This is a genomic window from Sphingomonas sp. BE138 (assembly GCF_031456125.1).
GTDB lineage: Bacteria > Pseudomonadota > Alphaproteobacteria > Sphingomonadales > Sphingomonadaceae > Sphingomonas.
Genome location: NZ_JAVDUC010000009.1, coordinates 113,227 through 128,333, shown reverse-complemented (window position 1 = coordinate 128,333; position 15,107 = coordinate 113,227). Strand labels below are relative to the sequence as shown.

The 15,107-nt window shown below is 58.4% G+C and carries 7 protein-coding genes and 1 pseudogene; 6 read left to right on the top strand and 2 right to left on the bottom strand.

Annotation, left to right across the window (positions count from 1 at the left end):
* Positions 1 to 158 precede the first annotated feature (158 nt).
* The 6 genes and pseudogenes from J2Y58_RS12960 (at position 159) to J2Y58_RS12935 (ending at position 8,771) form a co-directional block, all read left to right on the top strand.
* Positions 159 to 1,253, top strand: a complete 1,095-nt coding sequence (locus J2Y58_RS12960; protein ID WP_310103729.1) for a tyrosine-type recombinase/integrase — start codon at positions 159 to 161, stop codon at positions 1,251 to 1,253.
* A 248-nt stretch (positions 1,254 to 1,501) separates the two neighbouring features.
* Positions 1,502 to 3,232 (top strand): N-6 DNA methylase, encoded by a 1,731-nt coding sequence (locus J2Y58_RS12955; RefSeq protein WP_310103727.1) that lies wholly within the window; start codon positions 1,502 to 1,504, stop codon positions 3,230 to 3,232.
* A 503-nt stretch (positions 3,233 to 3,735) separates the two neighbouring features.
* A complete protein-coding gene (locus J2Y58_RS12950; protein ID WP_310103724.1) occupies positions 3,736 to 6,018 on the top strand; it encodes a sensor histidine kinase in 2,283 nt (760 codons plus the stop codon).
* Positions 6,015 to 7,148, top strand: a complete 1,134-nt coding sequence (locus tag J2Y58_RS12945; RefSeq protein WP_310103720.1) for a hypothetical protein — start codon at positions 6,015 to 6,017, stop codon at positions 7,146 to 7,148. Before J2Y58_RS12950 ends, J2Y58_RS12945 begins: the two co-directional genes overlap by 4 nt.
* On the top strand, positions 7,145 to 7,882 hold the full coding sequence (locus J2Y58_RS12940) for a hypothetical protein (RefSeq protein ID WP_310103718.1): 738 nt from the start codon (positions 7,145 to 7,147) through the stop codon (positions 7,880 to 7,882). Before J2Y58_RS12945 ends, J2Y58_RS12940 begins: the two co-directional genes overlap by 4 nt.
* Positions 7,883 to 8,020: 138 nt before the next feature.
* Positions 8,021 to 8,771: pseudogene (locus J2Y58_RS12935) on the top strand (IS5 family transposase).
* Positions 8,772 to 9,104: 333 nt separating this feature from the next.
* Here J2Y58_RS12935 and J2Y58_RS12930 read toward each other — a convergent pair.
* Together J2Y58_RS12930 and J2Y58_RS12925 are read right to left on the bottom strand one after the other, a co-directional pair.
* Positions 9,105 to 11,762, bottom strand: coding sequence for an AAA family ATPase (locus tag J2Y58_RS12930; RefSeq protein WP_310103716.1), 2,658 nt, complete (start codon positions 11,760 to 11,762; stop codon positions 9,105 to 9,107).
* Positions 11,763 to 11,792: 30 nt separating this feature from the next.
* Positions 11,793 to 14,729: a class I SAM-dependent DNA methyltransferase gene (locus J2Y58_RS12925; protein WP_310103714.1), complete on the bottom strand. Its 2,937-nt coding sequence runs from the start codon at positions 14,727 to 14,729 to the stop codon at positions 11,793 to 11,795.
* Between the last annotated feature and the right edge of the window lie 378 nt (positions 14,730 to 15,107).

The following is a 15,107-nucleotide window of genomic DNA, read 5'->3' as shown; positions in this document are numbered from 1 at the left end:
TCGCGGGTGGGTTAGACGGCTCCGTCGTCCACTGTTTCAGGTGCAAGTCCACCGTTTCAGGTGACGATCGCTCGGGGCAGAATGTCCACCCTTTTGGGGAAACCGACACCTCGCTAAACGCAAGCTGACGAAAAATTGCGCGGAAGGGTGGGGTGAGTGTGGTAGCAGGATGGCACAGTGCAGGGGCGGGGGGTTCGGCGGGGAGCCTGATCGTCCCTGCACCGCTCGCACTGCCCGACCAGCCCTTCCCCGATCTGGCCACCGATGATCGCGCGCGCGTCGATGATTATGTCCGACGGGCATCGTCCGATGCGACGCTGCGCGCATATCGATCTGACTGGCAGTTGTTCTGTGCGTGGTGTGACGAGCGCGGCTATCAATCCTTGCCCGCCAGCGCTGCTGTTGTTGCAGCGTTTGTGACCTTGCTGGCCGAGAGTGGCTATGCGCCATCCGCGCGCGGTCACCCTTCGGGCGGGCGCTACGCCGATCCTTATGCGCCGCGGCCCCTTGGCCGCTCCACCATCAGTCGCCGGCTCGCCGCCATTGTGTTCGCGCACCAGGCTGCCGGTGTAACACCGCCAACCCAACACGCCGACGCTGCGCGGCTGAGCAAGGCCATGCGCGCGATCCGCCGCGACAAGCGTGACGACGTCGTTGCCAAGAAGCGTCCGGCTGACGGTGATGTGCTGCGCGATATGCTGCGAACCATCGGCGGTGATGATCTGCGCGCCCACCGTGACCGGGCGCTGTTAGCCTTTGGTATGGCTGGCGCCTTCCGGCGCTCGGAACTCGTTGCGATCACGGTCGGCCGGGTCGTCGAAACCGGCCGCGGGCTTTTGGTGCTCGTGCCATCGTCGAAGACCGATCAGGAGGGTAGAGGGCACCGCGTGGCGATACCCGACGGCCAGCGTCTCGGGCCCGTGCGGCATTACCGGGCATGGCTGGAGAAGGCCGGGATCGGGGAGGGGCCTGTGTTCCGCAAACTCACGCCGCAAGGCCGTCTCACGGACAAGTCGATGAGCGCACAAGGTGTCGCCCTTGTCGTCAAAGCCGCCGCGAAGGCGGCCGGTTATCCGGCAGCCGCCTTCTCGGGTCACTCGCTACGCGCGGGCTTTCTCACCGAGGCGGGACGACAGAACGCCAATCTGTTCAAGATGCGCGAGCATAGTCGCCACGCCTCGATCGATATGGTCGCCGAATATGTCCGCGATCATGAGCGCTTCCGCGAGCATGCCGGCGAGAGCTTCTTGTGAGCACCAGAATGCGGCGCGCTCGCCCGCGTGTTCGGTCCACGCGACGCTATAAAGGATGCTCCCCCACGCATCGGCTCCGCGCGCGACGCCGGAGTCCGACCGCGACCGCGCTGAACGATCCCCGAGCCGTGCCGGCGGCCGCTGTTCCGGCTTTATCAACTCCTGCTTTGCCTGCCGAGTGCGACCCGATAGGACCCCTCAATGCGACTACAGACCTTAAAATCGTGAATGCTTACGTAGATGCTGATGTGACCGCAGCGCCGGTACCGGTCCGCGCGGCGATCCGCCCGCTGGAGGATCGGCGCATTCTGGGTGCCTATTATACTCCGGAGCGCCTCAGCCAGCTCCTGACCGATTGGGCAATCCGTCATGTCGATGACACGGTGCTGGAGCCGAGTTTCGGGGGTTGCGGGTTTCTGGCCACCGCGCGCGACACGCTGACGCGGCTCGGCTGTCTGAACCCCGTTCGGCAAATCCATGGCTGCGACATCGATCCGGTTGCGTTCGAATATCTGCGCGCCGTGTTCGGCGACGCGGCCGATACCGGCGGCTTTATCGAGCGGGATTTCCTCGACTGCACGGGTATCGAAACTTGGCCGGATCACTTCTCGGTGATCCTGGCAAACCCGCCTTACATACCGCATCACCGGATCGGCAAAGCCCGGGTGCGAGAACTGTGGGCGCGCGAGCAAGGCATAGCCGGCGTCAAGGGCCGCGCCAGCCTCTGGGCCTACTTTCTTTCGCATGCGGTCAGTCTCCTCGCCGAAGGTGGACGCATGGCCTGGGTCCTTCCGGGGGCGTTTCTTCAAGCCGACTATGCAGCGCCGATTCGGCGCTATGTCGGGCAGCACTTCGCGCGGTCAGCCGCTTTCATTATCCATGAACGCCTGTTTCTGACTGAAGGGGCGGACGAGGAAACCGTGATCCTTCTGGCCGACGGGCACGGCTTGCCGGCAACGCGCGGACTTGAGATCGGAGAGGCGGGAACACTCGCAGCGCTCGAGGCGCTCATTGTCGCATGGGGCGCTGATGCCTGGGCCGGTCGAACGGGTGACATCACGCCTGCAATGCTGAGCTTCACCAATGACGCTCAAGATCTGTTCAATCGACTGGCGACACAGACCACCACGGTTCGGCTCGGTGACCTTGCCAAGGTGCAGATCGGCCTAGTGACCGGCGATAACGGCTTCTTCGTCCTTGATCGCGTCGCTTGCCTGGCCGCGAACCTGGACGATAGCGATTGTTCACGCGTGCTCTCAAAATTCCGGGCGGCAAGCGGGATCAGTCTGAGCGCCACGGACCTCGACGGCTATGACAGGACAGGGGGAAGGTCGTTTCTTGTGCAATCGGGCGCGACGTCGATGAGCCCGGCGCTGTCTACCTATCTGGAAAGCTACCCGATCGAGCGACGCGAGCAGGTCAGCACCTTTCGCAAACGCCCGCATTGGTCGACGATCAGCGACGGCAAGACTCCCGATGCCTTCTTCCCGGTGATGCACCACCATGGGCCTAGGCTCGTGCTCAATGCCGATGCGCTCAATTGCACCAACACCATCCACCGCGTCTTCTTCCTCGACAATACCCCAATCGAACGGCAGCGGCTTGCAGCCTTGTCGATGCTGACGACGTTCAGTCAGATCTCGGCGGAGCTGTGCGGTCGGCGCTACGGCTCCGGGGTGCTCAAGCACGAACCACGCGACGCCGACCGTATTCAGCTCATGATGCCCGACGCCGTCGACCCCGACGATCTCAACCAGGTCTATGCCAACGCCGATGCGGCCTTGCGCAACGGCGACAGCGACGGGAGCCGTGCCATCGCTGATGCCGCGCTGCTGCGGTGGTCGAGTATCGCGCTGGCGTCTAACCAGCAGACCGCGCTGGTCAACGCGCTTGCGGCAATGCGCGAACGTCGGCGCCCGGATCGCAGGGTCAGGCCCAGCGCCCGTTCCACATCCGAGCAAGAGCCGTTGAATCGCTGATCGCGAGGGCCTGCGACAGCCGATTGACGTAGTCGGTATAGCATAGCTTCTGCAGGCTCTCGCTCGCTCTGCACCATACCGTGTCCTCACACACTAATGTGTTTCATCTTACTGCGGAGAACTTATTTGACATAACAAAACATAAGATGCCAATTTTCGTTAGCGATCCTAATCGCTCTTCGAGATTTTGACCGTTCATGACGGGGTTGGATCAATGAAAAAATTGAGGTGGCCTTCGCCAATGCAGGCGGCCTATTAAGAAGCGGTGCTGCAGAAGACGCCAAAAGAAAAGCCGATGAAGTTGTGGTGGAGGGAGCCGGTGTCGTGAGCTTATCTAGAGACCCATCCACCGCCACAGAAAGTGCATTCGCATATAGGTGTCCGATGGTGCCCGAGAGGAAAAAATTCGCTCTCAGCCCTTTCGTTCGACGGGGCGTCAGATTAATAATAGGCTGCATCTGTAATCAGCGGTTAAGCGCGCTTCAATAGGAAGAAAATAGGACGTGCCTGGTTTCTCGGTAGACACCAAACTGTTTCGAGAACTCGGAGAGCTCCTGGTCGGCCGCGAATCGACCGCGCTAATCGAGTTGATCAAAAACGCTTATGATGCTGATGCCACTAAAGTAACCATATTTGGAGAGCGTCTAAAATCAGATGTCTCTGGTCGTATTACTATCGCCGACAACGGGGTTGGAATGACATCCCGCGAGTTCTCATCGGGGTTCCTACGCATAGCTGGCCGGTCAAAAACATCTGGTGAGCGGCGTTCGCCTTGGTTCGGGCGCCGTTATACGGGGGAAAAGGGCGTTGGTAGATTGGCGGCGCATAAGCTCGCGCATGCTGTGGGAGTGAGCACTCGTAAGTGGTCGGGAACTGAGTATAAGAGAGAAAGAGGCTTCCTGTCCGACGGCGCTACGCTCGCCCGGATCGATTGGGATGCAATTGAAGCCCTTGAATCGATATCTGATATTGACGGAAGTTCCGCCGTTCGCATGTTTGATCTGCCCTCACATCGCGGCTTGGCAGGTACCACTCTTAGATTAGCACCGCTTCGAAAGCAGTGGACGGATAGAGATTTGTCGTCCTTCTTCGATGAAGTTGCAACCCTTACCCCCCCAAGGGTTCTGATTGACACCCCAAGCGCTGATATTCTCCCGAGCGGCTCTCTCCTTCAGACTGTGCAACTCCGCGATGCGACGCGCGGTGGTGATTTTTCGATCGAGTACGCTGGCGACCTACGACCTGATGATTCAGATTTGCCGGCTGCGCCCGAGAGCAGTTCATGGGTTATCGAGATAGACTGCGATCTTGCTGCAAGAAGGTTGCAGATATCTGTTCAACCAACGCAGCGGACATTAACGGAATATCCCGATGCACAAGGTTTCAAGGTAGATCGACCGCTCGACGCCGGCGAACCAAGCGTAAGTTTTCAAGCTAGAATATTTCAGCGGGAGTATGAAAGTTGGCCAGCACGATATCGCGGCGTTAGGGTATATTACGAGGGTTTTCGCGTTCTTCCGTATGGTGATATGCGAGACGACTGGCTTGAGCTAGACCGAGATTACCGGTCCCGTGGCCGATCTGAACTAGGTCGACTTCGGAGCCGTGCAGAGTGGCAGCTCCCCGCGGGCCGGGAGCAAGAGGGGCTCTCTGTTCAAGGCAACTCTTCATTTTTTGGTGCCGTTTTGCTTACACGAGAGGGTGCTGATGATCTGAAGATGCTTGTTAACCGTGAAGGTTTCCTGCCAAGTGATCAATTCGACTTTATAATGGATACCGTCAGGCTGGCAATCGATCTACAGGTGCGTGTGCGATATGCCACCACCTCAGTAGTGAAGCAGGCACGGCGTCAGTCAGTTATTCGTCAGCGGAGCGCTGCTCAACGCGCTCCGAGTGGGCAGGCGCCGTCAGCATTTCTTTTGCAGGAGATTCAGAGCGACGCCGTTCAACGGTTGCAGGCGGCACGCAATGAGATATCCGCTGGCCGTGGACAAGCAGCAAGCGCTTTGTTGGATGAGGTGACATTTAAGCTATCGGAAGCATCGGATTTAACATCTGAGGTTTCCACAGAAGCTACGATGTTCCGGGTAGTGGCGTCATTAGGTTTGGAACACGCCGCATTCGTTCACGAGGTGCGCAGCCTTTCGATAACTGCACAGACAATTGCATCGACGCTTGATGATCTTGCTCAGAAAACTGCGAACCGCGAAGTTTCTGTTGCCCTGAAAGCTGCTGCGCTTGACGCCCGAGAAATGCGTGAGCGTCTGCGCCGTAATGCCGTGTATTTAGCGGACGTTACGGGAATCGAGGGTCGACGTCGGCGTAGCCGGCAAAACTTTGCCGACCGATTAAAGAGGGTAGTCGACTTTTATAAGGCGGCGATAGAACGCAAAAATATCCAACTATCGATAGACGTGCCCAGCGATATCACAACGCCGCCACTATTTCCGGCGGAACTAACGGCAATCATGAGCAATGTCCTAAGTAACGCTATTAAATTCGTGAATGATGGTGGGGCAGTGGCGGTGCGGGCCCGTGACAGTGAAAAGTATATGGTTGTCACAGTAGAAAATACTGGTCAGGCTGTTGATCTTATTGGCTCTGAAAGATTTTTCGAGCCCTTTAGGTCGACCACGGTTAGTGTCGATGAAGCGCTTGGACAGGGGATGGGATTGGGATTAACAATCACACGGAGTCTTTTGGATGAATACGGCGCGGTAATCCGCTTCAAAAGTCCATCTGTCGGCTTTGCGACAGCGATCGAAATGGAGATCCCTCGCCGATGACTGAAAATCTAAAAGTTCTACTGATAGATGACGAAGCAAGCTCTCATCTTCTTCCAGCTGTAGTAGAGCCAGTCTTAGCTAAGCCAAATGATGCAAGCTTCACACGCATTGTGACAGAAGCTCTGGCACACGTTGACCTGGTATTGCTAGATCACAACCTCGACCTGAGTCCTGAGTTAAGCTTGACGGCTACCGACGGTCCAAGCCTCTTGGGTCATCTTAGATCATGGGCACGGCTTACTGGTAATGCCCTACCGCCCGTCGCTATTTATACTAGTGAGGAAGAGGCTTACGCAGCGGAAGTCCCGGCGGTCGGGCCGGCCGTTCCACTTGCGGGCTCTTTCGTAGGGCGTGAGCCTCAGCTCGCTCCTGTTCTCGACGTAGAGTGGCTCATTCTTAAAGATGCGGCTTTTTCCAAGTCAACGATTGTTGAGCTTGCGCAGGCGAGCGTGCGGTTGAAAACCGTCGCGGGCAACGGTCGTGTTAGCGCCGCGGAATTGGCGGCTTATTTGTGCCTTCCCGAAAATGCGCTTTGGAATGTTTCGGCGCTAGAGCAGCTCGTTCGATCACGACCGCCGCTGACGGAGCCCGGTAAGGAGGGAAGTGATGGCAGCAGAGGAGTGGCTGGCGTCCTGCGCTGGATCTTGCATCGCATTCTTCCCTATCCGGGCCTACTGATGTCGGACCAATACGCTGCGTGGACTTTAGGGGTAGGCGTTGACGACCTAGATAACCTGCTTATTGGCGACAAGGATTTTAACCAAGATCTTGCAACCTGCGTTTTCAAAGGGCCAGTCGCTAACGTCTTCGGTCGACGTTGGTGGGCAGCAGGCTTGAACTTCATGGCGTGGACGATGCGATCCGCCGTGGATGAGGCTTCCGATGAGGCGGTAGCCCTCGAACAGCTTACCGGAACTCCGATTAACATCAGAGACAGTTCAGGACGAGTTGTAGGTCACGACCCAGACTTAAGAGAAGACGAGTTTATAGACTTGGATGACGCCGTTCAGCTTCATCCGCCTGGATGGCCGGCTGAGGCGATCGAACCATGGATCCGTCGTTCTGAAGCTCAGAAAGAACCGCTTATCTGGGCGATGGTGGATCCGGCCGATAAGCAGGAGGGGGAATGACGTTTACCTTCTCGGCTTCACACATGCGGGAGGATCTACGCGCGCTCGCCAGCGCATCGTCACCGTATCTTTTAGGCGGCTCAGTAAGGCGGATCGAGGTGTTATGTACCGATCTTGAAAATGCTGTCAGAAAAGCAGATCGAGATGGGGGAGGGATTTTTGATTGGAAGACTGCGCCCGCCAGTCCGATCGAGATCATCCCCTCAAAAGTCTGGAAAGGTGATAGCGAAGTAGTAGCGCCTTTGCGCGCGATAATGACTCTCGATTACCGTTGCTCATACGATGCTACATCCAAAAGGGTGATCGTTGAGGAGGGCGTCACAGTAGTAAAGCTAAGAACCGATACCTTTGAGGCCGCGACCGGCCATGGAGAGAAAACATACCATTTTGATGCTGGTGTCGGCGGCTGGTCAAATTCGGCCGGCGGGGGGCAGGCAGGACATCCCCCGCTACATTTCCAATTTTATGGCGCAGTGAACGATCTTCCCCGCTTGCCGAGCTTGATTGTTCATCCTGTCGATATATTAAATCTAACGATACTTGAGCTTCATCAAAAAAACTGGCGCGTCCATTCGACAAAAAACGAGACAAAAACAAAGTTAAGGCGCGTGCCTAAGAGACAAACTGACCGCTTGATTGCTGCAGCAGATCTTTGGAAGTCAGTGTTCTCCCATAACCCAGGAATTGGTATTATTTCCCTGCATCATGCTTGGAGGGCTCCTCTGAACTTTTAGGTGGTGCGGTGCTGTCCCCCGTCGACGTCGGGGTTGTGAGTAATTGCGGGTACCATTCCTAGGGGCCAAACTCAATCAGCCTCTTGAGGGGTGGTGGTTTTCCTTTTTCACCGGTTTGTAGATCAGGAGGAGTGAGGCATGGCACTGTTCTGGTTGTCGGATGAAGCATGGGTAGCAATCGAGCCGCATCTACCCAGGAACTAGCCCGGCGCGCGGCGGGTAGGCGACCGGCGGGTGATTTCGGGCATCGTTCATGTGCTGAAGGTCGGCTGCCGCTGGTGTGATTACCCAGCCGATTACGGGCCGTCGACGACGATCTGCAACCAGTTCAACCGCTGGTCGCGCCGTGGCTTCTTGCTCAAGCTGCACGACGCACTGGGGGATGCCGGCGTGGTCACCAGAAGTACCGCGATCGACAGCCCCTACATCAAGGCGCAAGGCGCGGCCTTCGGCAGAAAAAGGGCGCCAAATCCCGGCGATCGGTCGCTCGCGCGGTGGCAGGACGACCAAAATCGATGCGCTCACCGACGTTATCGGCCGCCCCTATGCGTTGATGCTGACGGCCGGCAACGTCAGCGATGTGGAAGCGGCACCTGCGCTTCTCAAACGTGCTGGCCGGATGCGTTACCTCTTTGCTGACAAGGGCTATGACGCCGACCGGCTGCGCCGCTCGCTCCGCGACGCTGGAGCCGTTCCCGTCATTCCGGGGCGACGAAACCGGAAGCGAGCCATCCGATACGACAAGGACCGATACCGTGGCAGGCACCTCATCGAGAACGCCTTCTGCCGTCTCAAGGACTTTAACCGCGTCGCCACTCGCTACGACAAACTCGCCTCCATATTCCTCTCAGGCGTCGCCATCGCAACCGCGCGCCCATTCTGGCTCTGATTGAGTCTCAACCCTGGCGGCGGGTCGAATAAGCGGACAGCTTTACAGTGCCGTGCTGCGGCGGGTGCCTGTCGATGGCGGTCTTCATAGGGTAGCAGCTCGACAGTCTTTGATACATGTAGACCTCAAAAAGACTCCACGCGAATTTGGCGTCTGATTCTTGAGGCTCTTTCCGCACGGAAAAAGGATCAGCGTTTTAAGGTGCCGGATGGATATACCCAAAAGGCACCAATTGAAACGATCGACGCTGAGGGCGGAAAGGCGAGGGGGCTCTGGCGGTCGATGAGCCTCGTGCCAGACTTTACATACCGATTTGTGCAGCATCGAGCAGCGTTAAGCCACACTCGCCTTCGGAGCACGTTCTAGATCCTTCCGTCGCTCGCCGGCTGCCAACGTCTTTTTACGATGAGCCGCGATGAACCCTCGCAGCTCCATCAAATCCGTTTCCATTTGCGCTCGGCCTGGCGCATCGATTTGCTTCCCCGCCGCTTGGTCGTGACCAGAACGCTCAGACGCTCGCTTCATAGCAAAATAGATAACCCGATAGTCCTCGTCATCGACATCGACCATCTTCAAACTCTGAGTCTTAACGTCCGTCCCAAACCGTTCTACGACCCCGCCGAGGACAATTTCCTCGACCGCCCGTTCCCAGGTTTCACGCAAATCGGTGTAGAACTGTTTGGCAATCTTTCGAAGCTCGTCACTATCCGGCGCTAGGTTATCGGGAACAGCTTTGAGCTGTGCATCTAGTGCACGCTCACGCTCTTTGACCTTTTTCGCAATCCAAGGTTGGTCGTCGACCGAAACAAGGCCGAAACCTTGCTCCGACTGCTGAATCAGACAAGGTAGCGCAGGCACCTGAGGATACCTGTCGGCACATGCACGAAGCACTTCCTGATAAAACAAAAGATTGTGCGTGAAGATGATGACCTGCCGGCCGCCTGCAGCCTCGGCCACGAAGCGATTTGCGACGCGTCGCATCCGCTGGTGATCGAGGCTGGTGACCGGATCGTCGACAATGATCGCGCCCTTACTCTCGCTGACGTGTGCATCGGCGAGGAAACACGCAATTGCTAGCGCTCGTTGTTCTCCTTCGCTGAGCACGCTCGATTTCTTGGCCCGGCCACCGCTGTCGAGCGCCACCTCAAAAAAGCTTTTTCCGGATGCGCTCTGTTCGGTGAAGCGCAATGGCACATGCTCAATGCCAAGAGACGCAATCTCACGCTTGATACGAGCGCTAAGCTCAGGAGTAACAAGTTCGCCCCGAAGTGCCGAGGCAAGCTTCGACACAGGGCGCGTATTCAGGGCAGATACGCAAGACAAATAGCGTTGCCGGTCGGCGAGTCCGTCCCGCCTAGCGATCAAATGATCGACGCATCCCGCCAGCGTTTCGCGGTCCCGCAACTCGAGTTCTAACGCAACCGACGCATCATCGACACCGCCGCCCTTTTCGAGTGCATCGGCCCGCTCGATCATGCTCTCCCCCGCGCTCTGAAGCGCGAAGATCGGCGCGATCACCGGCAAAGCATCCACGGGAGCCCCGCCACCAAGATGTTCTAACAACCTGTTGCGGTGCTGGAGCAGTGCTTGGCTTGCTATAGCAGCAGCGTCGGCCGTTATTCGAGATTCATCGTCATGATCGCGGAACTCCGCAAGCGCTTGGCGAACTTGTTCCTCGGTATCGATTTCCAGCCCGCGCAGCTCCGTCACGCGAGCAGCTACAGCTTTCTTGGCTACTTCGACCGCAGCAGCTGCCTCGCCCGCGATGAAAGCATCGAAGGCGTTCATGCGCTCGCTTGCAGCTTCATCCAATGGCCTTTGGCAGAGCATGCAAGGATCGCCGACGGCAAACGCACCGTCGTCTGGAACGATGTTGGCTTCGGCTGCAAACCGGCGTGCAAATTGGAAAAGTGTCTGCCAGGTTTCGCTACCAGTGGCGGCTATAGGAAAGCGACCAGCCTGCTCCGCTGCGAAGGCATCCGCTGCAATTCGCGCCTGCCCCAGAGACTGGAGCAGATCCGCGTCACGCACGATAGCAGGTCGCCCTAGCGGTACGATCGTCGCGACGAGACGGTCAGTGACGGCTTTCACGGCATGCCCAAGGCGCCGCAAGGTGCGCGCCTGTGCGGCCGGGCCAGAAACAAGCTGGCGGCGTACCTCAGAGAGTTGCACCGCTGCTGCGTCATCCCACGAGGCAGCAGCACGCAGTTGATCGGCTGTCGGAAGCTTAGCGAGCGTGGTCGACGTCGTGAGCAATCCGACTAGTGCGCCAGCCACTGTGCTCGGTGCGAGCTGGACGGGGATCGCGCCACCATGCGTTACATTCAATCGGTCAGCTGCCGTCTGGCAGCGCTCGGCAGCAAGGCCATACAGCTGGCCCATGACCGTGAGGCATCGCACTTCGGGCGGCAAGAAGAGTATCTCTGCCTTGTCCTCGACATAGAGCCGCGCGTTCGCCGTATCGAGGAAGGTCATCTGGACGCATGCGTCAGGAAGCTCCGAACCCTCGGCCCAGTTGTGAGAAACAGGCTCCGCGTCGCCGGTCTTTGTGGAAAAGGTGACCTCTGCGGGGCCGCTGGTCACAAAATCAAAAACGTTGCCTTGAAGAACGATCGGAACACGAGACGTACAGAGCCGTCTTGCCGCCCTGGCGTAGCCGCTTTTGCCAGATCCATTCTCGCCGAAGACGATGGTCAGGCCATCAAGCGCAAATTTCAGCTCTTGGCCCGTTGCAAGCCGATCAACATGGGCCAGTGGCCCGATCGAACATAGCAGGGGAGTCTCAACGGCTTTTCTTACTGCTGCGACGCACCCTTCTTCAAAAACCATGCACTCTGGTTCGCCAGCGGATGCAATTCCGTTGGCAGCCTGAACGCGGATCGCGATCGCGTCAGCGTCCTCAGCGGTCGCCACGCCGGCGATAGCGGCGCGATGCAAGGCATCAGCGATCCACGCCTCCTGCCCGGCAACCCACTCCTGCAGCTTCCCCAATTTACCTCCCCCTCGGACTATGAGGCATATTTACCCGCCGGTTCGTGACCTATTTAGCTCAAAAAGGCGGCCCAGTATTTCGTCCTCGCCAAGCCGACCGCCACGCCAATCGTCTCCCCAACCGTAGGCATCGGCAACAGCGCCATCGAGCGCCGCATGCGCATCGAGCAGCCACTGGCGCGGTTGGTTGTAGAGGTTGGTGAGTGTCCGCTCACCCAGCTCTGCAGCCGCACTCTCACTACGGGGCACGATGCAATCGGGGAAACCGCCGACCACCTCGGGCCGCGAGACAGCAAGGTCGCCGGGATTTAACCAAGCTCTTCTAAGGTCATCCAGACGGATAGCGGCCGTAGCGATGGCAGCCGCGTGCGGATGATCGCCTTGCTGAGCGACTGAGACGTCCAGGGTGAGTCCGTCCGGAAACGGGAAGGTCTCGAATCCAAGAGACGGCGTATATTGAGGATCGTTCCCGACGCCGTGCCACCCGCCAAGCGCAAGTGACCATAACTCGTGGAACTTCGAATGGAGGATACCGAAGGTAACGTCGTCGTCCCGACAAACGATGACCACTCGGCTGTCAGGTATGACCGAGGGCGGAGCCCAGACAAACAGCCTGTGCTTGGCGACGCGGGGAGTGAAAATAGCACGAGTCAGCCCGGCTACGGCCTTTCTTATGCCCGGCACGGTTTCGCCATGCTGCCACCAGAACGTCCTCCGCCGCTCGCGGCGGTTGCCGTCACGAAACGGTTTCACAACAGCGCGAACGTGTTCGAAGGGAGCCTCGTAGAGTGCGGCATCGCCCTGCGACATCGTCCCGAAGTCGATGATCCACCGGTCGGAGGGCCTGCGGGTAATATCCCTGCCGTTCATTAGCGGGCGCACGACGTCGGCGTTTGGGCGCCCATTGGGATTGATCGGCATCTGCAGCCAACGCCTCGCCTCAGCGCCCTCAACGTCGAAGCTGCCGACCTTCACAGGACCTTGAAATGCGACATCCCGATTTTCCGCGAGTGGCCGCGCCGTCGTCAGGTCGACGCCGCCACGCTCGCCGGAAAGGTCCGCGAATATGGATGAAACCGGTAGCCCGTCGAGCATGACCGCGCTGTCGGCCCTTCCCTCGAAACAGACGAGCGAGACGCGGACCGCTGCCCCCTCAACGGTCCACTCTTCGTCACCCCAGGCTTCAAAGATACGTCCGCGCTCCACCACCGGCTTGAGAACTTCTCGGTTCTTGCCGCTACGGATGCTGTTTGTGGCCACGAACCCCACTCGGGAGGCGACGCCTTCGTCGACCATCAACCAGGCTTTGGCGAACCAGTAGCATACTAGGTCCACCCCACCGGGAACGGTCGGCCAAGCGCGTCGCAACGCGACTGTGTAATCCTCTCCCAGCTCGCCGATCATCTTTTTGTTGCCGAGGAAGGGCGGATTTCCAACCACCGCGTTCGCTTGGGGCCATTCTGCGGCAGAGCCATCATCAGCAAGAACGGCATCGCGGCACTCGATAGTCTCGAGAGGCCTTAGAATAGGATTGCGTGACGCAGCGAAGCCATTGCGGCGCATCCATTGGATCTCGCCGATCCACACCGAAACACGTGCAAGCTCGGCAGCATAGGGATTTAGCTCGATCCCAAGGACGCACTCAGGGCCGACGCGAGGGAAGCCCCGCGACAGGCCTAAAGTTTCGGCATCGAGATTAGCCTTGTGCTCTATGTCCTTCAGCGCCCTAAGGGCGACGTAGAGGAAATTGCCTGATCCACAGGCGGGATCCAGCACACGAAAGGCGGCAAGCCGCTGAACGAAGCGCTCATGAACAGCCTGTGCTTCTTTGAACGCACGCGTGCGCCTGCCGAGATCCGCCCCGCGGAGCAGCTTGTCACTAGTCTGACGAGGCGCGGTTTCCACCAGCTTGGTCATGTGAGCGAGCGCTTCCGCCCATTCGGCCTCTAACGGCTCAATAACGACCGGACGGACGATCATCATGATCTTGTCGCGATCAGTATAGTGAGCGCCAAGCTGGCTGCGTTTCTCAGGATCCAAGCCGCGCTCAAACAGTGTGCCGAGGATCGACGGATCGATCTGTGACCAGTCCTTTCGCGCTGCGCGAAGGAGCTGCTCAATATCCTCGCCATCGACAGGCAGCGCCGCTTCGTCGGAGAACAATCCGCCGTTGAACCATTCGATTGACGTGAATCCTACGGTGCCGCCAGGTCGGGCCATCGCGCCAAAGAGCATGGACGCGTGGTCTACAAACCTCCCGGGATCGCTTCTGCTAACCTCTAGCATCTTTGTGAACAGATGGTCCGGCAGAAGTCCGACGTCCTCGGCGAACATGCAGAAGACTAGCTGATTTACGAAATGCGCGACCTGGCGTGGGTCGAAACCGCGGTCACGCAACCGCTGCGCGATGCCGGCGAACTCCTTGGCGGTCTCTTCGGTCAGCTCCTGCCGCGACTTCGCGGGCTTGAACTGGTCGGGATCGATGAAAGCAGCTCTGAGTCTATCACGGATTGCTCCGTCGGTGAGGTCGTCGAGAGCAAACTCGTGCGTTTCTTGGACGCTGTTGGTCCAATTTGTCCGGATAATAATCCGATCCATATCCGACACGATCAGCAGCGGTGGGTTCTCCAGCGCCACTGAATATTGAAGGAGTTGGCCATAGGCCCGGTCCAGGTTCGCGTGCCGCCCCTTGTACTCCCAACCGAAGCAGCCGCGCCGCCAAACGTCAGCCCAGCCATTACCACCGTTGGTCTTGTTCGCCCCCTTTTCGAACGTGAACCATTCGCCCCTTGGATCGGCGGATACTGGGTCCTCGATACCGAGTAGGGCACACAGATCGTTAAAGTGACTCTGTGATGCCGATCGCTCCTTCAGCTCAGCATTGCGCCACTTCTTGAGAAATTCCTGCGGTGTCATTTTGCCCCATAACCGGGCAAGGACGCTCGAAACCCCTGCCTCTGCCTCCATGTCTAATGCGCCGGGCTGTCTCGGCAACCGAAGAGCGCGAGGACGTGACCTTTGTGGGAGCGTCTCGAATGAACGAGGGCCTTCCGAGCCGCGTGCGGGCAGCCGGAAGGGCTGGGGCTGGGAGGCATTCTCGGCATCGGTGAACACGTGCACGTCGCGGGCGCTTGGCACGTTGCAGCTGCAATCTAGCGCTTTGAGCTCACCGCAAAAAGCAGATCTTCACTCCTCAATGGAGCTGTGCGGCGCCGTTTGATAGGGTGCGGTATGGTCTTCCTTGGCTAGGGCTCCAAGCAGACCGACGGGCTATTTGGGTCCAAATTTTGGACGTTTTTTTCCGGCGCAAATCGGACCGGCCAGCGCAGGAACGCGAAGGGTATA